Genomic DNA, 21,332 nt, shown 5'->3' with positions numbered 1-21,332 from the left:
ATATCCATAAAAAAGAAAAAAGCCTTTCGAGTTTGGATCAAAAATAACCTCAACACGATCTATCACTTCCAAGAATTTATTTTTTAAATTGAAGCATCCAACACTAACACACTATGAAGAAGCTAAACATTATTTACATTTTGATGATTTGGGTAGGTTTTGCCTGTGGGTCCGGATCTGAAAAAGACTGGGGTTCCATGATGACAGATACTCGAGACATTAGCGGGATCAATCAAATCAAACTAGATGGCGCTATCAACCTTTACTTAAGCCAGGGAGACCTAGAATCCATGGAGATCAAAGGCTTCGAAAAAGCCATGGAGTATTTAAAAATATCAGAAAATGGTTCTGAATTAATTATTGATTTTGATCCTGATGGATCTGAGTTTTTCAAAAATAAAACTCCAGAAATACATTTAACTATAGCGGATTTACAAAGACTGGTTTTTGATGGCGTAGGGAATATCGAGACAAAAAACACCTTTGAAGTAGGTCAATTGATGATACGGGGAGATGGAGTTGGAAATGTAGAAATGGAAATTCAGGCAGAAAGTTTGGACGCACAATTTAATATGATGGGAAATGTGGACTTATCTGGAAGTGCGACCTATGCTAAAATCAGCTTTGAAGGAATGGGAAATCTCGAAGCATCTAATTTGATTACCCAAACGATGGATTGACAATCAAGAGGGATGGGCAATGTGGAAGTTCATTGTGAAGGTGAATTATCTATTAATGCTCAGGGAATGGGTTCCGTGACATATACCGGTAATCCTACTGTAATCAAGGAGGAAATTAAAGGACTGGGTAATGTCAGTAGAAATTAACCCTAAACTTTATTTCGGTTTCTAATTTTCCGCAATCATGCCAGTTGTCTTATTTTCCATGCTTGACTGGTGGAAGACCGATGACCGAAGACCCAGCCACGGCTGACAGGCGAAGCTTCCGGATTCTGATCCTTTCAGCAGACAATAAGCCATATTTTTGTCAATACTGGTAAGAAAGCGGATATCCATATGTCGTTTTCAAATATATCCTCCAGGAAGATTGCAAGTGGAATTTTATAGCCTGAAATATCTTCAATTTTATTGGGCGGTCTATTTAATAGTTTTGATGTCAGCCTGAGTCTTAAATATTCATTGAAAATTCAAAAAAATGATATGTCAGGTTTATGTAAAATGGATTAGTCTGTTATTATTTTCTTTAGAAACTTAATTTTTAACGAAAACTTGTTTAGTGTGGGCGCGGTGGGCTGACGCAGCAGCGAGCCAGCGTCTGGCTCCGTGCGCCTACCTGCCAACGGCAGGGTTGGAGCTTTACTGCGTCTTGAATTTTTGGTTCTTTTGCTTCAAGGCAAAAGAACAATGAGAAAAAAGCATAAAGCCTAATTGAAGCAACAAGTTCTTAATTTAGATGAGACAAATTTTTAATTACAAAGAAATAAATTCTGGTAAAATTGAAATTTCTGAATTTGATTTAGTCTGTCATTGGCAACACGCACTGGACATAAGGCTGAGAGTCGATGGCCATAACTATCTTTTTGGCCTACTTTTCATTCCGTATAATTGTTAAGACGCTCAATGCGCCCCCACTCATGCGACAGTCTCATTTTCTTACCAAAGAAAGTCTTAATCAATGATTGCAAATTCAATTTTATAACTCCTCATTAGCAGTAAATTTTTAATTTGAAAACCTGAAGTTCTTTTGAGGAATAATATCTTTCCTATTTTCAAAAAATCATTCTTTAAAATTCTATGGAAATATTCACCATCATTACTATACTGACCATACTTTCTGCACTTTTTGCTTACATCAATACCAAATTCCTGAAACTACCTTTTACCATTGGTTTGATGATCATAGCTATGCTATTCACCTTGGTGATCTTAATTCTAGGCTATTTTGAAAGTGCTGTTTTGGAGCAGTCCAAAACCTTAATTCAATCCATAGATTTTAAAACAGTACTGCTCGAAATCATGCTGAGTTTTCTGCTCTTTGCCGGAGCTTTGCACACCAAATTAGATGAGCTGGCTAAGCAAAGAGGACCTATCATGCTTTTCGCAACTTTTGGGGTCTTGCTTTCCACCTTTTTGATCGGAACGCTTTTTTATTTCTTGGCTGAATTAATCGCACATCCGATTGCCTACATCTATTGTCTCCTTTTCGGGGCATTGATCTCTCCTACTGATCCCATCGCAGTATTGGGTATCCTCAAAGAAGCGAATGCACCCAAAAAACTTGAAATCAAAATTGTTGGAGAATCCCTTTTCAATGATGGTGTGGGTGTCGTTGTATTTTTGGTTCTTTTATCTATAGCTCAAAGAGGAATTGCATCTGTTGAGGCTGAGGAAGTTGGTTTACTTTTCTTTGAGGAGGTATTTGGGGGCTTAGCTTTAGGTTTGGTTTTGGGCTGGATTGCTTTCAAACTGATGAAAAGCATAGATCATTATGAAACCGAGGTATTACTCACCTTGGCATTGGTAATGGGCTTATATGCATTGGCTTCCTATCTGCATTTTTCAGGTCCTCTTGCAGTTGTAGTCGCCGGGATTTTGATTGGAAATAAATCGCCCGAAACTGCCTGGTCATCGGTTACCCAAAACTATGTAGACAAATTCTGGGAGTTGATCGATGTTTTCTTAAATGCCATTTTATTTGTTTTGATCGGACTTGAATTATTGATCATCACCATTAATGCAGAATATATTTTACTAGGGGTTTTAGCCATTCCTATTGCTTTGGTTTCACGTTATTTGGCACTTTCCGGTCCTATCATATTATTCAGGAAAAAATTGGATTTTATTCCTAAGACAGGTCTTTTGATGACTTGGGGAGGAATCAGAGGTGGGATTTCCATTGCATTGGCCTTATCTTTAGAACCTATCATGGAAAGGGAACTGTTCCTGACTGTTACTTATGTGATAGTAGTTTTCTCCATTATCATCCAAGGCTTGAGCATCGGGCCATTAGTTAAAAAAATCTTAAGCAAAAACTCACAATAATGAGCGATTCAAATTCCCTTTCTCAAAAGGGAAAAGCTGCATCTGAAAATCCTATGAGGATTGACCTGGAAGTCTATTTTGATGCTATGGATAATATCTACCATGCCAAGGATAATCCTACGGGTACTTTTCCTATGAATATTGCAGAAAACCAGCTCTGTTGGGAAATGCTGAAAGAAAAAATGCAGGAAATATCAGCCAAACAGGAAATTCCTGATTGGGTGACCAGCTATGGAGATCCGTCGGGAGTTTTGAGTTTTAGAGAGGCTATAGCCAGCTACTATTCTGACTTTTTGATGAATCTTACAGTTGATCCGGAAACATTGGCCCTTTCTGTTGGAGCCACTTCTGTGATTGAAATGACAGCCTTTTTATTGGCTGAACCGGGAGATACGGCGGTAATTCCTGCCCCAAGCTATCCTGTTTATACTGGGGATATTGGAGTTTTCCCCAGTGTCAAACGATACGACCTCCATACTCACTCTGATATTGGAGAATTAAAAGATGGAATTCCTTTGCAGATTTCACAATTAGAAAAAGCAAAAAAAGAAATAGAGGAAGGTGGAAGCAGGTTTAGAATGCTCATTTTGACAAGCCCAGATAATCCTACAGGAGGGATTTATTCTAAAGAACAGCAGGAAGAAATTGCCGATTGGTGCATCGCTAATCATATCCACTTGATAGTAAATGAGATATATGGGCTTTCCTTGATCGATACTGAAGACCCGGAAGTTTCGGGGGATTATGGAAAGCAATTGAAGTTTTATTCTTTTGGCAATTTGATGAACCAGAAAAAGAGTGCATACCTACATCATTGGTATTCTTTTTCCAAGGATTTAGGGATCTCAGGATTTCGTATTGGTGTAGTTCACACCTATAATGAAGATTTCATTCAAGCTTACAAAAACGTGGGCCTTTCCCACGGGATTTCCAATCATACACAATGGTTGTTGCAGGAAGTTTTGAATGATAAAGCTTTCATGAACACTTATATTAATTCCTATCAAAAAGCGCTGAATCAATCCTACAAAATCGTGAGAACTACTTTACAAAAATTAGCTTTGAGGTATAGCCCTTCTCATGGAAGCCTTTTTGTCTGGATGGATTTATCAGAGTTCTTACAGGAAAAAACACAGCAAGGTGAAAATGATCTATGGCTTAAAGTCTATGAAGAGACTAAAATATTACTGACACCGAGCAATGGCTTTGGACATGAGCAAAAAGGATTGTATCGCTTGGTGATCTCTAGTTTTAAACATGCCGATTTACGAGTTGCTATGGAGCGATTCTCAAAGTTTGTACTTCAGCAAAGAGCAGGAAAATAATGCCCTTAAGGCTATTTAGTGATATATTATTGTTTATTTCAAAAAAGTCCTCCTCCGTAAACTAATTCGATTTTTAATTGGGATCGGATATTTTAAGTTTCAGATTATCAGTATTTTAAATCCACTTTTAATTTGATACAGGATTATTTTTTCGTATCTTCTATTAAATCAAAAATATTTATTTATGGTTAAAATAGTTGTTGTATATGGACACCCAAAAGATGCTGAAGAATTTGAAAAGTATTATTCAGACACTCACATGCATCTTGCCAGAAAAATATCATGTCAGAGACTCGAGACCTGTAAATTTATAGGTACTCCAGATGGGAAAAAGCCAAGTAATTATAGAATGGCTGAATTGTACTTCAGTACTATGGAGGACCTTCAAACTGCCATGGCTTCTGATGAAGGAAAGGAAGCTGTTCAAGATATACCGAATTTTGCTACCGGAGGAGTTGAAGTAAGTATTGCAGAGATAAGTTAATTACTTAGCCCGAAATTTTTAAGATTATCAAAAAACTTTTGTCAATTTTCAAATGCCACATTTTTTAGGGCTATTTAATCTGTTTTTTAGAGGACAGATGAAATGCTCAGGATTATTATCCCCTTGTATGGGACTTCTCCTCTTGTGCATTTCATACTTTACCCTCTCAAAAATTCCGCTAAAAGACCATGGAAATGATGTACGCCTTTCTCCATTTTAGGTGAAAACCTTCCTGTCTGATAGATTCTTGAATGCATCCCTTTGAAGACTCCTTCAACCACAAACTCATCTTCTCTTTCTACTTTATCCAAGGCAGCTCCTGCTCCAGTATCTAATTTGCTTTCATCCCATACGTAGGTGATAAAACTGACTTTGGTTCTATTGAGAGCTATTGGCTTTACTACGTTGATTGAACAACCCCATGGATAAAAGTTAAACATCATATTGGGGAATATCCAGAAATAATATGCGCTGATTTGTTTACCAAAGTCTTCATGGTTTTCAGGTAAATCAAAAACATGTTCTCCACCTGAAGAATGGCCTATTTGCAAGTTGAGCAACCCATGAATCTCAGTTTCATATTTCCCATAATCCAAGACTTCATTCAAACCACTGTGAACAAAAGGAATGTGAAAGCCCTCTAAGTAATTATCACAATAAAGCGCCCAATGAGCATTGACCAGATAATCCTTATTTCTGCTTTTATCTAGTTTAAATTCATCCAAAGGAAGAAAACCTACCTTTTTATCCATCACATCTAAGACAGCCTGAAAGTCCATCCCGCGCTCTAAGGCTGTAAATAACCAAGGTCCCCATTTTTTTATTGGAAATGAATGAAGATGATCTTCCTTTCTCGGAAAATCTTCTGCCTCCTTGAATTGGGGCATATGCTGAAATTCTCCCTTCAGATTAAATCTTCTCCCGTGATAGGCACAAGTAATACCTTTTGTACTCCCTGCTTGATGGCAAAGGATGTTTCCTCTATGCGTACACACATTTGAAAGACAGTTAATATCACCTTGATCATTACTCAGCAGCATAGGCTCCTCTAATCCAAACTCCAAAAACTTGAATGGATAAACCTGAGAATCCAAACTCACCAAACTTTGATCTCCAATGAATTGCCAGGTTTTGGCGAAGACCTTTTCAATCAAAGCATCATATACTTCCTGAGAAGTGTAAAAATAGGAAGGCAAAGTTTCGGCCTTCGTGATATCAGGGTCTATGTAAAAAGGTTTCAATATTTCTTATTATCTTGATTACTACCCAAATTACTTAATTCCATTCAATTCATTTTTTCTTTTGAAAAAAACTTCGCCTCAACGTCAACTAGGATTAATTACGGTAATTTCTTTAGTGGCCGGGGGCATGATAGGTTCAGGAATTTTCACGCTTCCAGCTGCTTTAGCCCAATTTGGGGGGATTAGCTTATTGGGTTGGGTTATAGCTGCAGTTGGGGCTACTTCCCTGGCAGCCATGATGGGGAAACTCAGCAAAGTCATACCCGAGCAAGGCGGCTCTTATGCCTACACAAAAAGAGCCTTTGGTAAATTTCCCGCCTTTATTGTGGCCTGGGGGTTTTGGTTGTCGCTCTGGAGCACGAATTCGGCCATAGCACTATCCTTTGCTGGTTATTTTTCTGTGTTTTTCCCCGGGCTTCAAGGTCAACCTTGGTTTACCACCTCAATTGCTTTATTGGTTATTTGGGGCTTAACTATCTTAAATAGCTTGAGTATCCGAGGATCGGGGAATCTTCAAGTTGTCACTACCCTACTTAAAATTATTCCTATCCTGATAATTGCTATTGGGGGTCTTTTTGTATTTGACATCAATCACTTTATTCCATTAAATATTTCTGAGGTTTCTTCTATTCAGGCCATCACCACGGCCTCTGTACTTTGTTTTTTTGCCTTTATGGGAATAGAGGCTGCCACTATACCGGCTGAGAATATTAAAAACCCAGAGAAAAATATTTCAAAGGGCACACTCATAGGAGTTGGATTGGTCGTTTTTCTGTACTTGTTCAGTTCTATTTCTCTATTTGGAATTCTTCCTCCCTCCGAAGTAGCTCAAAGCACTGCCCCCTTCACAGATGCTGCGAACCAACTATTTGGAACAAACACAGGATTTTTTATAGCCATTGGAGCATGTATATCCACATTAGGTGCTCTGAACGTTTGGATTTTGGTTCAGGGTCAAATTTCTAACTCCATGGCAAGGGATGGATTATTACCGAAATCCCTGGCATTTGTCAACAAACATGGCTCACCCAGTACAGGAATAATTCTCTCAAGTTCAGTTATTTCAGTTCTGCTTTTATTCAACTCCAACAAGGGCTTCGGAGACTTATATTCTTTTATGGTATTATTGACTTCGGCTACTTCCCTACTCTTTTACATTGCAGCAGCATTCTCCTTTTTGAAATTTTCAATAAAATCAGAATTAGGTTTTAAGCCTTCATTTAGAAATATCAGTCTTTCCTTTATTGGTTTGGGTTTTGGGATTTGGATTTTATTGGGTTCAGGAAAAGAGGCCTTGATTTGGGGTGGAATTGGGGTTTTACTAGGGATTCCTATTTATCTTTTCAACAGAAAAAATGACAGATGAAATCGAGCATGTGGAAAAACCTCACACTCAGGCATGATTATTAAGTGGTGCGAGATTCCATCTGACCACTGAATAACAAATTATAAACAGATGAAATGCCCCTGAGGAAAAATCTCAAACAACTTGTCCCGATCCGCCGCGGCGGATCGGGAGGGGGATGATTATCTTGGGCATTCTATCTGACCTCTATAAAACAAATTAAATGGATCCCCGCTTTATTACCAGTATTGACAAAAATAGGGCTTATTGTCTGCTGAAAGGATCAGAATCCGAAAGCTTCGCCTGTCAGCCGTGGCTGGGTCTTCGGTCATCGGTCTTCAAATCGCTCAAATAAAGAAAATATGTTAAATAGCAAGATTGCCGAAAATCAGATAATAAATAAATTGTTTATCTAATATGATTTATCGAATAGAAAATTCAGAATTAGCTGTTAAAGTCAACGCAATTGGCATGGAGCTAACCTCCATTATTTCCAAGTCAACTGCAATAGAACACCTATGGCAAGGAGATCCAAGTTTTTGGAATGGTCAGGCTCCTATTCTTTTTCCAATTATAGGCGCATTAAAAGATGGAAAAACTGAATATGATGGGAAATTCTACAAGATTCCAAAACACGGAATAGTAAGAAATTCGAGCAAACCGGTTTTATTTGATCAAACTGCTGAATCACTTACATTTTCAATGCAATGGGATGAAGAAACTCTTCTTGCATATCCATTTAAATTTGAATTAAAAATAATCTTTTCCCTTAAAGGAAGAACTTTGGAGGTCCTACACGAGGTAACGAATCATGGCTCTGAAACCATGTATTTTTCATTAGGAGGACATCCTGCATTCAATTGTCCGATTCATCAAGGGGAGGTGTACGAGGATTATTTCGTAAAATTTGAAGAGAAAGAGACCGATTCCACCTGGCCAGTGCTGGAAAATGGTCTGATTGGCAAAGAGCCGCTTCCTATGTTGAAGGCTACTGATAAGTTAAAATTGCACGCAAACCTGTTTGATAAGGATGCTTTGATATTTAAAAATCTAAAGTCAAGGGAAGTTAGCTTGGTTTCAGAAAAAAACGGTCCAGTTCTGAGTATGAGCTTTCAGGATTTTGACTATTTGGGAATATGGGCAAAGTCCAAAGCTCCATATGTGTGCATAGAACCATGGTTGGGTATTGCTGATTCAATTGATTCGGATGGAAAATTGATCCATAAAGAAGGAATCATTCTGCTAGAATCAAAAAAGAAAACCCAAAAAAGCTACACTATCACTATTCATTAAATCGAGGAAGGAAGATCATTGACGATGGTTTCCACCATAGTAATAAAACCCCGGTAAGTAAATGGCTTGTGAAAGTAAAAGGAAACAGATTGATAAGCCAATGCTTGATTTCTTTCAGAAAGGCTGAGTTCTTCCGAGAGTGCAACGATTTGAAAAGAGGACTTAAACTGGTAATCAAGCCCATCAAACTTTTTCAAGAATTCCCAACCTAGTCCATTTTGAGCATTTAAGTCGAGAAGTATTAAATTTTCCCTGTTGCTTCTTGGATTATAGTTTGATTTTGGATTTTCGTTTAAAAAATCATCTCCATTGGTGAAGTAAAAAATAGGGGTATTGACACCGATTTTATCTGTGAATTTTTGAATGGCTGAATGAAAAGCAGTGTCTGGATCTACAATGTAAATCGCATTAAATTCCATGAAAGTATTATTAAAATCAGGCTCTGAAAATTTAGAAAAAAAATAAGGGATTTGGAATACATTTAAATGCGTAACAAACTCATAAAAAGCTATTTAGCATTATTTTTCAAACTATTTTTTAAAACAGAATTTTAGATTTTAAAGTAGTGATTTAGAAGAAAGCCATAATCCTTTTTCTAAAATTGTTATTCCCTTCATTTTATCAAAGAATAACAAAATAATAACCTTGAATAATTACAGTTTTTTGGAATTAAAACTCATCTTTAAAGACAATTTTAAAATTCATTCTATGCAAAAAAATTTACTACGATTAGCGGGGATTTTTCTACTGCTTTTTACGGGCTTCCGACTGCAGGCTCAAGAAGTTTTTATCAACGAAATTCATTATGATAATGTGGGAACAGATGTAGGTGAGGCTATAGAAATAGCTGGACCTGCTGGTACTGACTTGACAGGATGGTCATTGGTTTTATACAATGGGGCAAATGGTGCATCCTACAATACCCGAGCTCTTTCAGGTACAATCGCTGATTCTGGAAATGGCTTTGGGTTTGTAACCCTAACTTATCCTACCAATGGAATTCAAAATGGAGCTCCAGATGGAGTTGCCTTAGTTAATAACGGAGTTGTTGTTCAGTTCCTTAGTTATGAAGGAACTTTCCTCGCTGTTGGTGGTCCTGCTGACGGCCTAACCAGCACCAATATTGGAGTTGAAGAAACCTCCTCTACCCCAATAGGATTTTCTTTACAATTAGGGGGTACAGGCAGTACTTACACAGATTTTACCTGGCAAACCGAAAGCGCTGAAACATTTGGTTCAATCAATACAAATCAGACCTTTTCTTCAGAAGTTGTGCTGTTTGTAAATGAATTACACTATGACAATGTAGGTAGCGATGTGGATGAAGGCATTGAAGTAGCGGGCTCAGCTGGTCTAGACCTAGAAGGGTATAAATTGATTCTTTATAATGGAAATGGTGGAGCTGTTTATGGCACTGTGAATCTTACTGGAGTGCTTCCTGACCAGGACAATGGCTTTGGGACTAAATTTTTTGCTATCAATGGATTGCAAAATGGTGCTCCTGATGGATTCGCTTTGGTGAATCCTTCTAATGAAGTGATTCAGTTTTTAAGTTATGAGGGAGTTTTCACAGCAGTTGGTGGTCCAGCAGATGGCTTACTAAGCGAGGATATAGGCGTCGTTCAAATTTCATCTACTCCTGTTGGTACTTCTTTACAGCTACAAGGTACTGGAACCAAATACACAGACTTTACATGGTCTTCCACCTCAATTACCAATACCTATAATCAAGTCAATACTGGACAGAGTTTTGGAGGTGTAATCGTAGACCCAGAACCAGTTTTAATTTCCATAGCAGAGGCAAGAAATAAAGGAATTGGTTCAGAAGTATTAGTACAAGGCGTATTGACTGTTAGTGATCAATTAGGTGGACCTGCATTCATACAAGATGCTACTGGTGGAATCCCGGTTTTTGACTCCCAAGTTCATGGTCTTGGCAATTATCAAATAGGAGACGAAATCAGGATTTTAGGATCTATTGGAGCCTTCAACCAACAAATTCAAATTGTCAATATTTCTGAATTAGAACTTATAAGTTCTGGAAATGAAGTTGTGCCTGCAGCACTTTCCATCAGCCAGATTAATTCAGGAGTAGAAGGACAATTGATTAGCATTCCAAATGCTGCCTTTGCTATTTCCAAAGGTCTCTTTTTCCCAGAAAGTAATTATACCATCACAGATGGTAGCGGAAGTCTTGAATTGAGAATCGATGGAGATGTCAGCAGTTTGGTTGGAAGAGTGATACCAGCTGAGGCACAAACCATCACGGGAGTGTTAGGAAGCTTCAGAGGAAGTCTCCAATTACTTCCTAGATTTATAGAGGACTTACCGGGTACAAGCCCATACGAAGCAGCCGGCTCTGATATTCCAAATGCAGAGACCTTAGATGTGATGACTTGGAATATGGAGTTCTTTGGTGCCACCATCGCGAACTTTGGTCCAAGCAATGTAAGCTTGCAAGCAGAAAATGCTATAAAAGTGCTTCAAGCTACTTTGCCGGATGTAATCGCAGTACAAGAAGTTTCAGATGAAGATTTATTGGCTTTCGTGGTTTCACAGCTACCAGGATACGAAGTCATATGTTCGGATAGATTCTCAAGATCTTTTGAGGCTCCCGATCCTACTTTCCCACCACAAAAGCTATGTTTAATCTATAATACGGCTGTATTAGAAATCCAGTCTTCTAAAGTTCTATTCGAACAGATTTATGATGAAGCTAGATTGGGATTGAATAACCTATTGGATGAATATCCAACAGGAACTCCATCTTCATTCTGGTCAAGTGGCAGATTGCCTTGGTTGGTGGAAGCTGTTGCAGATATAAACGGAGTCAAAGAGCGAATCAACTTTATCAACATTCACGCGAAATCCGGTTCAAGCAGAGATGATTTGGCCAGAAAACGATTTGATAACCTTGCATTGAAGGATACTTTAGATGCCTACTATTCAGATGCCAATATCATCCTATTAGGGGATTACAATGATGATTTGGACATTTCCATTGGCGGAGGTCCTAGCACCTATGAAGTTATTATCAGCGATCCTGATTTCAACGGGGTAACCCTTTCCTTGAGCGAAGCAGGTTTGAGATCCTTTATCTTTAATGATAATGTCATTGATCACATCACAATTTCCAATGAGCTTTATGACAATTATTTAGAGGGATCTGAGCAGTTGTTTATTCCTTTCAATCTTGTTGCTAATTATGCCAATACCACTTCCGACCATTTACCTGTATCTGTCAGGTTTATTGCAGGTGAAGGCATTAGCTCAGATGCAGGAGAGGGAGCAATTGTTTATTTGGGATATGAACCTTTAGCTTCTACCACACTAAAAGCCGCCGATGCAAGTGGTGGCAGTGGCAATTACACCTATTCTTGGAGTAATGGTCAAACGGGACAAGAAATAACTGTTTCACCATCCGAAACCACTACTTACACACTTACTGTGAGAGATGATGCAGGGAATATCTTTCAAGACGAAGTCACTGTTTGCGTGGTCGATGTGAGATGCGGATCCAAGGATGATAAAGTATTGGTTTGCACTTCCAATGGCAATTCTGGAAAAACTCAAACCATTTGTGTGGCACCTGAGGCAGTTCCGGCCTTCTTGAGAAAAGGAGCAACTCTTGGAGATTGCGGTTTGATTCCTTGTGAAAGCAATTCTGAATCTATTAGCAAAGAGGCTAGTTTCAGAAATGCGAAGGTTCAAAAGGCTTATCCAAACCCATTAGAAGATGAAGTAAACATTACTTTGGATTCCAACTTGGATATTGAAGTTGCTTATATCCTATTTGATGAAAAAGGTGAGTTAGTTCAAAGCGGAACTTCAAGCTTCAATTCTGGTAAGCTCCAGCTGATCATTGGATCTAAACAATTGAAAAAAGGATTCTATTATCTTCATTTGAATCATGGTCAGGAGACTAAAATGATTCGATTGATGAAAAAGTAATTTGATTCAAAATACATTAAGCCTGGTCCCAATTAGACCAGGCTTTTTTTTGAATTCGGATTTTGAGGATAAAAGCCTCGAAGACTTTTTTACCCATGTATTTATTGGTAAATTATAGATACTATAAAAAACTGATCTATTGATATTTAAGATTGGTTGATAGCATAATTTTCAACATTAAACCCTAATAACATGGCACTAGTGAAAGTAATTGAAGTAATAGCTTCATCAGAAAAAGGAATTGAATCTGCAATAGAAAATGCTGTTGCAGAGGTTTCTAAAACAGTCCGGAATATTGATTCTGTATGGCTGAAAGACACCAAGGTTCATGTAAAAGATGGCAAAGTCATTTCTTACGGAGTAATCTGTAAAGTATCCTTCAGAGTTGATTAAAATTTAAATAAATAAAGGCGCAGCTGAGCACTGCGCCTTTTCATTTTACTAATCACCGATTATTAGGTCAAATTTCAACCTCAACTTTTAAATCAAAACTTTTTCCTCAACTGTTTGAAGTTCACCTTCCCACTTACTGACAGCTGCAGTAGCTAATCCATTTCCCAGTACATTTGTCGCACTCCGGAACATATCACAGAAGTGATCTATTGGCAATATTAAAGCAATTCCCTCTACAGGAATTCCAAACATTCCGCAGGTAGCCGCCACTACCACCAAGCTCGCTCTAGGGACACCAGCTACGCCTTTACTGCTCAGCATAAGCACCAACAACATAGTGAGTTGAGTACCCAAATCCAATTCGATTCCATAAACCTGAGCAATAAAAATACTGGCGAAAGTCATATACATCATACTTCCATCCAGATTGAAAGAATACCCCAATGGCAAAGTGAAAGACACGATTCTGTCATTGCATCCAAACTTTTTTAAATCTTCAGTTAGCTTTGGAAAAACTGCCTCTGAACTGGTTGTACTGAAAGCAATCACCATAGAACCAAATAGTCCTCGTATTAAGTCTGGTAATCTTTTTCCAATAACCAAATAGCCTACCAAGAGCAAGACCATCCATAGAACCAAGATACCGGCAATAAATGCCCCGAAATACTTGGCATAGGTCAATAATATATCCAAGCCTCTGGTGGCGATCACGGCAGAAATAGCTCCAAACACGCCTAACGGAGCGGTCATCATCACATAGCCAACCATTTTTAAAACTACATGAGCTACTATTTCCAAAGCATTGATCAAAGGCAAAGCTGTAGGACCTAAACCGGCCAAAGCAATTCCAAAGAATATGGAAAACACAACCAATTGAAGAATCTCATTGGTAGCCATGGCTTCAAAAACACTTTTGGGAACTATATGCTCCACAAAATTTAAAAGGGAAAACTGCTTTGTCTTTGCTGTCACATCAGCTACTCCAGCAGCATCTTCAGAACTTAGATTCATTCCCATCCCTGGCTCATAAAAATTGACCATCACTAAGCCAATTAATAATGAAACTAATGAGGCAGAAAAGAACCAAATCATCGCCTTACCTCCTATTCTACTGACTGTCCTGACATTTCCTAACTTAGCTATGCCCACTACTAGGGTACAGAAAACTAAAGGGGCAATAATCATCTGAACCAGACGGATGAAGATGGTGGCTAGCAGTTTGATATTACCACTATAGGCACTGATTAATTCAGGATCTTCACTTTTGAAAATTGAAAATCCAACGATCATTCCGAGCACCATTGCCCCAATAATCGAATAAGTAAGAAGGTTTTTTTTCATGAAAGGATGGGGCAATTGTCTATTCAAATCGCAAATGAAAGCAAATAATTTGATGCTTTTTCATGCCCCATTCCAAACCAAGAAAAATATTTTTTTAAACCAGAAAATAATAATATAAACATCTGATCTAAAGCCATTTAAAAACCAGGGATTCTTAGCTTATCTCTATGAATAATTCAAATTAATCTAAACATTACAGAGTGAGTTTGAAGATTTCCAAATTACCTTTTCATCGGAAATTGCACTCATTGGAAATCTACTATCACCTACACTACCCAGTTCATTTCCCTGGCAATCATAAATTGGGAAAACAGAATTGCAGTTTGAGCAGCAATTCTTTAAAATAAAAATATCTTGATTACCCGATTTTGCTTGTGTGAAGTATTGGAATGCTCCAAAATCTGAACCCTCTAACTCACGTATTTGCTCATTCAACCAGTCTAAGTCTTCAACTGGGTCCTCAACACCGCAAACCAAAACTGGCAATTCATCTTTTTGACAAGAGAAAAATATCATTCCTAAAAGGAAGATCATGGTTACATGTTTCATAAATCTAAAATTAAAATTGTTTTGATATTTCCTGATACGTACACTAAGCATCAGTTGATACAGATTTTTTTGTAAGTCATCAAAAAAGAAAGATTTTCTCACGTTTTTGAATACATTTAATGAAAATAATGCAATACATTCGAAGTATTATTCAAATGTTAGGATGTTTCAATTAAACGAAATCATATTTGTAGACGATGATGCGATCGTTAGAATGCTCGGAAAGAGGATCTTAGCTAATCTCAAGTTTGACAGAGAAATCACTCAATTTGAAAACGGCCAGACCGCTATGCAAGAAATTCAGAAGCGGGTTTCTCAAAATGAAATCGACCAAAGCGAAAAACCTACTTTGATATTACTGGATATAAATATGCCTGTCATGGACGGGTGGGATTTTTTGGATGAATTTTCAGCACTACCGGAGAGTATCAAAAATCAGTTTTACATATCCATTATCACCAGCTCCATAGACCGTTCTGACAAGGAAAAAGCCTTTTCTTACCCTGTCGTAAAAGATTACATTCAAAAACCCATGTCAGTAAGCCTCTTTATGGATTTTTTGAAAAAACATGAATTTGTAAAGGAAGAATAATCACCAAGCATAAGTCCCTTTCAAAATAATTGTTTGCTTTTTCTCGAGATTGGATGAATTTTAGGGCTAATGAATTCACCCGAGATTCTTGACGCCATCCGTTTAAATTTTTCTCCCAAGGATTTACTCGCCTTAAATCTTGCTTTAGCCTTGATTATGTATGGAGTAGCCTTGGATTTAAGGTTTGAGGACTTCAAATATCTAATGAAGAATCCCAAGCCATTTTTCCTAGGACTTCTTTCTCAATTTCTTCTACTTCCTTTCATGACATGGCTTCTTATACTAGCCATTCAACCTCCTCCAAGTGTGGCCTTGGGTATGTTTCTAGTTGCAGCCTGTCCCGGTGGAAATGTGTCTAATTTTCTAAGCAGTTTGGCAAAGGGAAATACAGCATTATCTGTTAGTTTGACTGGTTTTTCAACACTAGCCTCAATTCTGATCACCCCTCTGAATTTTTCGCTATGGGCAGGTTTTTACGAACCAACCTCTACTCTTTTAAAAGCAATTAGCTTGGATGTCACTGATGTTTTCATCACCATTTCATTGATTCTAGGTCTCCCACTGGTATTAGGGATTCTAACCCGAAGCTACTTCCCTGAGTTTGCTAGAAAAGCAGAAAAAATTCTCAAGCCTTTAAGTATTGTGATATTTGGAGCTTTTATAGTTTTGGCTTTTGCGGGTAATTTTGAAATATTCCTTCAATATATTTCAATCATCTTCCTTTGGGTTTTTGCTCATAATTTGCTTGCCTTGACTACAGGATTCCTTACAGCAAAATTGGGAAAACTTCCTTTGCCCGATGTCAAAACACTAACCATCGAAACAGGAATTCAAAATTCCGGCTTGGGGCTAGTTTTAATTTTTACGTACTTTGAAGGCCTTGGAGGAATGGCTATCATCACGGCCTTATGGGGAATTTGGCATTTGATTTCAGGAATGCTTGTTGCCAGTTTATGGAAATCTAGAAAATGAAAAATCTTTTTAATGCGATTTTAAGGTTATTGGTAAAAATCGCCCTACGCCTATACTTCAATAAGATTAGAGTTTCAGGTAAGGAGCACATCCCTAAAAACAGACCAGTGATCCTAGTTGCTAATCACCAAAATGCACTCATAGATCCACTTTTATTAGCTACTCATACCAATTTGAAACCTTGGTTTTTGACTAGGGCTGCCGTGTTTAAAAACCCCATGGTATCCAAAATCCTTCACTATATCAGAATGCTGCCTGTATATAGAGTCAGAGATGGCTTTTCTACTATTCAGCAAAATCAACAAACTTTTGAAGCCACTTTTGAAGTGTTGAAAAAAAATGGAACTGTGGTAATCTTTGCTGAAGGTAGCCATAGCATTGTGCGAAATGTCAGGACTTTGAGTAAGGGCTTTACCCGGATGGCTTTTGGGCTCAAGGAAAAATACCCTCAATTAGAGCCATTGATTTTGCCTGTTGCATTGGAGTTTAGTGCCCATAAAAAATCAGGAAGTTTAGTAAGAATCGATTTTGGAAAGCCAATTCCTGTGGATATGCCTCCTTCCAAATCAGGCTTACTGACTAAGAAAGTGCAAGAAACTCTCCAATCCATGGTGGTAGAAATACCTGACGAAGGGTATGATGAAAATTTACAAAAGATCCTTGACGCAGGAGTAGATGTCACTTCCAAAAATGCCGTGAATGAGTTTTTGGATAAGGGGAAAGTTATCGAGTCCGTAGACAGCCCCTCTCCTATCAAAAATAAACTGATGAAAGTTTTCCATTTTCCTCTCTATTGGATTTGGCTTTCTATCAGTCCTAAAATTGAAGATCGGGTTTTTGAATCCACCTTTAAGTTTTTGATAGGTTTCTTCTTAGCCCCTATTTATTACCTTTTGCTTCTTATTCTTGCACTGGAGAGCCCTTTGGGAAGCTGGGCCCTTTCCTTTCTGATCATGGCCTGGATAAGTCTCCTATGGAACAAGAACCCGCAAGAATAAGTTGAAATGATACCAAATAGTATTTGGAGGAATCATTAACTTTGAGCAACTCTTTGTAAAACCCAAACATAACTTATCATGAGTGAAGACTTCTTGCCCATTAATGGGACTGATTATGTCGAATTATATGTAGGCAATGCCAAGCAAGCTGCTTTATTTTATCAATATGCTTTTGGCTTCGAATTAATAGCTTATTCCGGTCCGGAAACAGGCTACAGAGATAGAGCTTCCTATGTATTGAAGCAGGGAAAAATCAGATTGGTTTTGACTTCTCCTCTCAAATCTGACCATTACATTGCCGAGCACATCAAAAAGCATGGTGATGGAGTTAAAGTATTGGCCTTATGGGTGGATGATGCAGAGAAAGCATGGTACGAAACTACCTCCAGAGGTGCTGTTTCAGCTGATGAGCCGAGAACTTTTACAGACGAACATGGGGAAGTTAAAGTAGCCTCAATAAAAACTTATGGGGATACTGTTCACACTTTCGTAGAGCGAAAAAATTATAAAGGCATCTTCATGCCAGGCTTTATCCCGAGGAAAAGCACCTATCAGTCAGAATCCATAGGCCTACTTCATATTGACCACTGCGTGGGAAATGTGGAGCTGGGAGAAATGAACCATTGGGTAGAATTCTATGAAAATGTGATGGGCTTTAAGCTCTTGGTTACATTTGATGATAAAGACATTTCTACAGAGTATTCAGCTTTGATGTCGAAAGTAGTTTCTAATGGAAATGGCTATATCAAGTTTCCAATCAACGAACCTGCCGAAGGAAAGAAGAAGTCCCAAATCGAAGAGTATCTGGATTTCTACAATGGACCGGGAGTACAGCATATGGCTATTGCTACCGATGATATTATTCACACAGTAGGTGAATTGAGAAAAAGAGGAGTTGAATTCTTGGAGGTTCCGGCAACCTACTACGATGACTTATTAGATAGAGTTGGAGCTATTGATGAAGATATCAAACCCTTGAAAAAACTCAATATTTTGGTAGACGGAGACGATGAAGGATATTTACTTCAAATCTTTACCAAACCACTTCAAGACAGACCAACTCTTTTCATTGAAATTATCCAAAGAAAAGGAGCAACTTCTTTCGGGAAAGGTAATTTCAAAGCTTTGTTTGAAGCAATAGAACGAGAGCAAGAACTTAGAGGAAATCTTTAAAAAAAAGCCAGCATTTTAGCTGGCTTTTTTTATCGATACAGTTCACTGTGTAATTTCTTTAGAGCATTCAGGTCAAATTTGAATACCTGTCTATCATAAGTCATTAACCCATTTACTTCTACTTCAACGTCTGTTGTTTGGGTATAAATGGCCGCAGCTAATCCTTTTGGAATTAATTTTTTAAGATCCTCCATCAAAAGACTGTACCGGGCAAAAAGCTCTGCTTGATCAGAAAAGCTCTGATAGCCCCAATTATCCCGATTTTGCCAAGTATGACCATCAAGCGGCAATCCCAAACCTCCAAATTCCCCCAGAACCAATATATTTTTCTCACCGAATAAGGCTGGATCTGGCATAACAGGATCTGGGTAATTGTGTAAGTCCAGAATATCTCCCAGCAAGTCGGCCTCCTTAGGATTCTCCCATTCAAAATTTCCCCCACTGGCAGAATTTATCAAGCGGGTTGGATCCAATTTTCTAGTTAAATCTACGATTTCAGCGGTTTTAAACTGGCCCCATGCTTCATTAAAAGGAACCCAAACCACAATAGAAGGGAAGAATTTAAACTCTTGAATGATTTCAGCCCACTCAGTTTTAAAAATTGATTCAGACTCCTCATTTCTTTCTTTGGAAGTACCTTCCCGAATCACTCCAGGCCTTATTTCCCATTTATTTCCCATGTCTCCAGATGGCATATCCTGCCAAACTAGCATTCCTAATTTGTCGGCATGGTAATACCATCTGGCAGGCTCCACCTTCACATGTTTCCTAATCATGTTGAAGCCCATTTCTTTGGTTTTCTCTATATCGAAAGCTAAAGCCTCATCGGTTGGCGCGGTATACAATCCATCCGGCCACCAGCCTTGGTCTAAAGGTCCATAGTGAAATAAGGCTTCTCCATTTAAGAAAATTCGCTGATGCCCGTCTTGAGCTTTAGCCATTTTGACCTCTCTAAAAGCGGCATATGAACTGACTTCATCAATGACCTTGCTCCCCTCAAGTAATTTGATTTTAACGTCATACAAGTGTGGTTGCTCAGGAGACCATGGAATTGGATTTTCCAATTTCAGTTGGATAGGTTCGCCAACAGAATTGGACCCAGAGGCAATTAGCACGCCTTGATTGGTCAATTGAATTTCAACCTTCTGCCCGGGTTTAGATTCCTTTACACTGGTATGAAAAACTTGTGTTTTTTGCTCCAAATTAGAAACAGAGAAAGTCTCGGAGATATAAGATCTTGGAACGGACTCTAACCATACGGTTTGCCAAATTCCAGTGACCGGTGTATACCAAATTCCTCTTGGGTTTTTAACTTGCTTTCCTCTTGGCTGTGGACCGGAATCACTTGGATCCCACACTCTAACTCTGATTTGCTGTTTTTTTCCTGGCTCCAAATGATCTGTAATATCATAGGAAAATGAGTCAAATCCTCCTCTATGTATCCCAAGAGATTTGCCATTTACCCAAACTTCTGACTCCCAGTCAACAGCTCCAAAATGAAGCAGTATCCTTTTCTTATTGGGTTTAAGAGCCAATTCGAAATCTTTTTGATACCAAATTTCATTATCTGGGCCAACGGGCTCCTGCACTCCAGACAAGTAAGATTCTACAGGAAAAGGCACTGTGATTTTTCCAGCAAACCCAATCTCCGGCAGACTTCCTTTTGGAAGAATGCTATAATCCCAAGGTCCATTAAGATTTTGCCATTCTGAACGGACTAATTGAGGCCTTGGATAATCCTGTAGAGGTGCCTCGGAACTCACTTGATCCGTCCAGGGAGTCTTTAAAAAATTAGCCTGCCCAAAGGCATATGTATAACAAAACAATAAAATCAAAAAAAGACTAGAACGCATAGGTGGATTGTTTAGTGAAAATCAAACCATAGTATCATAGGTCCAATTTTTCTGTCTGTATTTGTTTTTAAATTTTCAGAATCTTTACCTGGAGCACTCAAAATATTTTCTTTTGCCAGCTCTCTTTTACCTATCGACAGAAAGCTAATATCAGATTGCCAACCCATTAGATCATCTTTAGAAACCGGCCCCATATTGAGTTCAATACTTGGGTTTTCCGATTTTATCTCCACCCCAACATATTCGAAATTCAATTTAACTTTATGGAATTCAGGAAGTTCCAAAATATTTTTACCGTCCATAGCAGCATCATTAGCCTCATTTTCTAGAAAAAAGCTTCCGCTCAAATTTTTCGAATTTAGCCAACTTACCTCTTTCAATTGAGAAACTTGGTAATCAAAACTAAGCCCGATAAGATCTTGAGTTTGGTCTATATATCCATTGGCTTCCATTTTCAATTGACCATTGGAAAATATAGTCCAAGTTAAAGTAACAGGTCCTGGTTTATAATTAGATTGGATTTGTATACTACCGTTGGAATTTCTCTTCCAGGTAAAATTCTGATAGGTACTACTGACTCCTTCGATTTTTGGAACTTGAACAAATGTGAGCACATTCATACCCACCTTGACTTTTTCCAAATTCCCATTCGCTTTTCCGAAGACAAATATTTTTTCTCCTACACGAATCTGAAGATCCACTGTAGATTCCCTAACAACAATAGTTTCCTCTTCTTTTAAATCCTTTGCAGTAAAAGAAGCAAACATGATTAAAAATAAAACGAAATAAAGTTTTGAGGCTTTTGCCATTAAGTAATTCA

Annotated in this window: 19 protein-coding genes; 13 read left to right on the top strand and 6 right to left on the bottom strand. The window is 38.2% G+C overall.

Annotated features, from left to right (window positions below):
* The first annotated feature begins 113 nt into the window (after positions 1–113).
* The 5 genes from B2906_RS02855 (at position 114) to B2906_RS02835 (ending at position 4,811) form a co-directional block, all read left to right on the top strand.
* A complete protein-coding gene (locus B2906_RS02855; RefSeq protein ID WP_286935503.1) occupies positions 114–680 on the top strand; it encodes a GIN domain-containing protein in 567 nt (188 codons plus the stop codon).
* A gap of 12 nt (positions 681–692) precedes the next feature.
* Positions 693–827 (top strand): hypothetical protein, encoded by a 135-nt coding sequence (locus tag B2906_RS02850; RefSeq protein WP_286935501.1) that lies wholly within the window; start codon positions 693–695, stop codon positions 825–827.
* Positions 828–1,754: 927 nt separating this feature from the next.
* Positions 1,755–3,002, top strand: a complete 1,248-nt coding sequence (locus tag B2906_RS02845; protein WP_286935500.1) for a cation:proton antiporter — start codon at positions 1,755–1,757, stop codon at positions 3,000–3,002.
* Complete coding sequence (locus tag B2906_RS02840) at positions 3,002–4,327, top strand: aminotransferase class I/II-fold pyridoxal phosphate-dependent enzyme (RefSeq protein ID WP_286935499.1); 1,326 nt, start codon at positions 3,002–3,004, stop codon at positions 4,325–4,327. The genes B2906_RS02845 and B2906_RS02840 overlap by 1 nt, the downstream gene beginning before the upstream one ends.
* A gap of 184 nt (positions 4,328–4,511) precedes the next feature.
* Positions 4,512–4,811 (top strand): EthD family reductase, encoded by a 300-nt coding sequence (locus tag B2906_RS02835; protein WP_286935497.1) that lies wholly within the window; start codon positions 4,512–4,514, stop codon positions 4,809–4,811.
* 158 nt (positions 4,812–4,969) lie between these two features.
* Here the strand turns inward: B2906_RS02835 and B2906_RS02830 are convergent, their stop codons facing one another.
* Positions 4,970–6,052, bottom strand: coding sequence for an aromatic ring-hydroxylating oxygenase subunit alpha (locus B2906_RS02830; RefSeq protein ID WP_286935496.1), 1,083 nt, complete (start codon positions 6,050–6,052; stop codon positions 4,970–4,972).
* Between the two features lie 61 nt (positions 6,053–6,113).
* Between B2906_RS02830 and B2906_RS02825 the strand changes: the two genes are divergently transcribed.
* Together B2906_RS02825 and B2906_RS02820 are read left to right on the top strand one after the other, a co-directional pair.
* Entirely contained in the window at positions 6,114–7,418 is a 1,305-nt protein-coding gene (locus B2906_RS02825; RefSeq protein ID WP_286935495.1) for an APC family permease, read from the top strand.
* A gap of 396 nt (positions 7,419–7,814) precedes the next feature.
* Positions 7,815–8,690 carry an aldose 1-epimerase family protein gene (locus B2906_RS02820; protein ID WP_219958775.1) on the top strand — a complete coding sequence of 292 codons (876 nt, stop codon included), beginning with the start codon at positions 7,815–7,817 and terminating at the stop codon, positions 8,688–8,690.
* Here the strand turns inward: B2906_RS02820 and B2906_RS02815 are convergent.
* Positions 8,687–9,109, bottom strand: a complete 423-nt coding sequence (locus tag B2906_RS02815) for a hypothetical protein (protein WP_219958774.1) — start codon at positions 9,107–9,109, stop codon at positions 8,687–8,689. The two genes, B2906_RS02820 and B2906_RS02815, sit on opposite strands and share 4 nt — an antisense overlap.
* Before the next feature lie 289 nt (positions 9,110–9,398).
* On the opposite strand from B2906_RS02815, the gene B2906_RS02810 reads away from it, so the two are divergent.
* The gene (locus B2906_RS02810; protein ID WP_219958773.1) at positions 9,399–12,641 is read left to right on the top strand and encodes a DUF5689 domain-containing protein; all 3,243 of its coding nucleotides are present in this window, start codon (positions 9,399–9,401) and stop codon (positions 12,639–12,641) included.
* Positions 12,642–12,833: 192 nt separating this feature from the next.
* The gene (locus B2906_RS02805; protein WP_091653902.1) at positions 12,834–13,034 is read left to right on the top strand and encodes a dodecin family protein; all 201 of its coding nucleotides are present in this window, start codon (positions 12,834–12,836) and stop codon (positions 13,032–13,034) included.
* An 87-nt stretch (positions 13,035–13,121) separates the two neighbouring features.
* Here B2906_RS02805 and B2906_RS02800 read toward each other — a convergent pair whose 3' ends face one another.
* Positions 13,122–14,375, bottom strand: a complete 1,254-nt coding sequence (locus tag B2906_RS02800) for a dicarboxylate/amino acid:cation symporter (RefSeq protein ID WP_219958772.1) — start codon at positions 14,373–14,375, stop codon at positions 13,122–13,124.
* Between the two features lie 186 nt (positions 14,376–14,561).
* Positions 14,562–15,026, bottom strand: a complete 465-nt coding sequence (locus B2906_RS02795; RefSeq protein ID WP_219958771.1) for a hypothetical protein — start codon at positions 15,024–15,026, stop codon at positions 14,562–14,564.
* Between the two features lie 61 nt (positions 15,027–15,087).
* Between B2906_RS02795 and B2906_RS02790 the strand changes: the two genes are divergently transcribed.
* The 4 genes from B2906_RS02790 (at position 15,088) to hppD (ending at position 18,659) form a co-directional block, all read left to right on the top strand.
* Positions 15,088–15,516: a response regulator gene (locus B2906_RS02790; RefSeq protein ID WP_219958770.1), complete on the top strand. Its 429-nt coding sequence runs from the start codon at positions 15,088–15,090 to the stop codon at positions 15,514–15,516.
* Positions 15,517–15,585: 69 nt separating this feature from the next.
* The gene (locus B2906_RS02785) at positions 15,586–16,488 is read left to right on the top strand and encodes a bile acid:sodium symporter family protein (protein WP_219958769.1); all 903 of its coding nucleotides are present in this window, start codon (positions 15,586–15,588) and stop codon (positions 16,486–16,488) included.
* Positions 16,485–17,486, top strand: a complete 1,002-nt coding sequence (locus tag B2906_RS02780) for a 1-acyl-sn-glycerol-3-phosphate acyltransferase (RefSeq protein ID WP_286935494.1) — start codon at positions 16,485–16,487, stop codon at positions 17,484–17,486. Before B2906_RS02785 ends, B2906_RS02780 begins: the two co-directional genes overlap by 4 nt.
* A 78-nt stretch (positions 17,487–17,564) precedes the next feature.
* Positions 17,565–18,659 carry a 4-hydroxyphenylpyruvate dioxygenase gene (hppD, locus tag B2906_RS02775; protein ID WP_286935493.1) on the top strand — a complete coding sequence of 365 codons (1,095 nt, stop codon included), beginning with the start codon at positions 17,565–17,567 and terminating at the stop codon, positions 18,657–18,659.
* Positions 18,660–18,688: 29 nt separating this feature from the next.
* Here hppD and B2906_RS02770 read toward each other — a convergent pair whose 3' ends face one another.
* Positions 18,689–20,512 carry a glycoside hydrolase family 2 protein gene (locus tag B2906_RS02770; RefSeq protein WP_286935492.1) on the bottom strand — a complete coding sequence of 608 codons (1,824 nt, stop codon included), beginning with the start codon at positions 20,510–20,512 and terminating at the stop codon, positions 18,689–18,691.
* 11 nt (positions 20,513–20,523) lie between these two features.
* Positions 20,524–21,321: a hypothetical protein gene (locus B2906_RS02765; protein ID WP_219958765.1), complete on the bottom strand. Its 798-nt coding sequence runs from the start codon at positions 21,319–21,321 to the stop codon at positions 20,524–20,526.
* Positions 21,322–21,332: the final 11 nt, after the last annotated feature.

The sequence above is a fragment of the Algoriphagus sp. UBA3586 genome, assembly GCF_002376385.1.
Classification (GTDB): Bacteria; Bacteroidota; Bacteroidia; order Cytophagales; family Cyclobacteriaceae; genus Algoriphagus; species Algoriphagus ornithinivorans.
This window is presented reverse-complemented; position numbering and strand designations above follow the sequence as displayed.

What these genes read in the sequence shown, in the direction of transcription:
- hppD (WP_286935493.1), top strand. Translation starts at nt 17,565, where the DNA reads ATGAGTGAAGACTTCTTGCCCATTAATGGGACTGATTATGTCGAATTA.
- B2906_RS02805 (WP_091653902.1), top strand. Translation starts at nt 12,834, where the DNA reads ATGGCACTAGTGAAAGTAATTGAAGTAATAGCTTCATCAGAAAAAGGA.
- B2906_RS02785 (WP_219958769.1), top strand. Translation starts at nt 15,586, where the DNA reads ATGAATTCACCCGAGATTCTTGACGCCATCCGTTTAAATTTTTCTCCC.
- B2906_RS02810 (WP_219958773.1), top strand. Translation starts at nt 9,399, where the DNA reads ATGCAAAAAAATTTACTACGATTAGCGGGGATTTTTCTACTGCTTTTT.
- B2906_RS02850 (WP_286935501.1), top strand. Translation starts at nt 693, where the DNA reads ATGGGCAATGTGGAAGTTCATTGTGAAGGTGAATTATCTATTAATGCT.
- B2906_RS02815 (WP_219958774.1), bottom strand. Translation starts at nt 9,109, where the DNA reads ATGGAATTTAATGCGATTTACATTGTAGATCCAGACACTGCTTTTCAT.
- B2906_RS02835 (WP_286935497.1), top strand. Translation starts at nt 4,512, where the DNA reads ATGGTTAAAATAGTTGTTGTATATGGACACCCAAAAGATGCTGAAGAA.
- B2906_RS02845 (WP_286935500.1), top strand. Translation starts at nt 1,755, where the DNA reads ATGGAAATATTCACCATCATTACTATACTGACCATACTTTCTGCACTT.
- B2906_RS02840 (WP_286935499.1), top strand. Translation starts at nt 3,002, where the DNA reads ATGAGCGATTCAAATTCCCTTTCTCAAAAGGGAAAAGCTGCATCTGAA.
- B2906_RS02770 (WP_286935492.1), bottom strand. Translation starts at nt 20,512, where the DNA reads ATGCGTTCTAGTCTTTTTTTGATTTTATTGTTTTGTTATACATATGCC.
- B2906_RS02820 (WP_219958775.1), top strand. Translation starts at nt 7,815, where the DNA reads ATGATTTATCGAATAGAAAATTCAGAATTAGCTGTTAAAGTCAACGCA.
- B2906_RS02800 (WP_219958772.1), bottom strand. Translation starts at nt 14,375, where the DNA reads ATGAAAAAAAACCTTCTTACTTATTCGATTATTGGGGCAATGGTGCTC.
- B2906_RS02855 (WP_286935503.1), top strand. Translation starts at nt 114, where the DNA reads ATGAAGAAGCTAAACATTATTTACATTTTGATGATTTGGGTAGGTTTT.
- B2906_RS02780 (WP_286935494.1), top strand. Translation starts at nt 16,485, where the DNA reads ATGAAAAATCTTTTTAATGCGATTTTAAGGTTATTGGTAAAAATCGCC.
- B2906_RS02765 (WP_219958765.1), bottom strand. Translation starts at nt 21,321, where the DNA reads ATGGCAAAAGCCTCAAAACTTTATTTCGTTTTATTTTTAATCATGTTT.
- B2906_RS02790 (WP_219958770.1), top strand. Translation starts at nt 15,088, where the DNA reads ATGTTTCAATTAAACGAAATCATATTTGTAGACGATGATGCGATCGTT.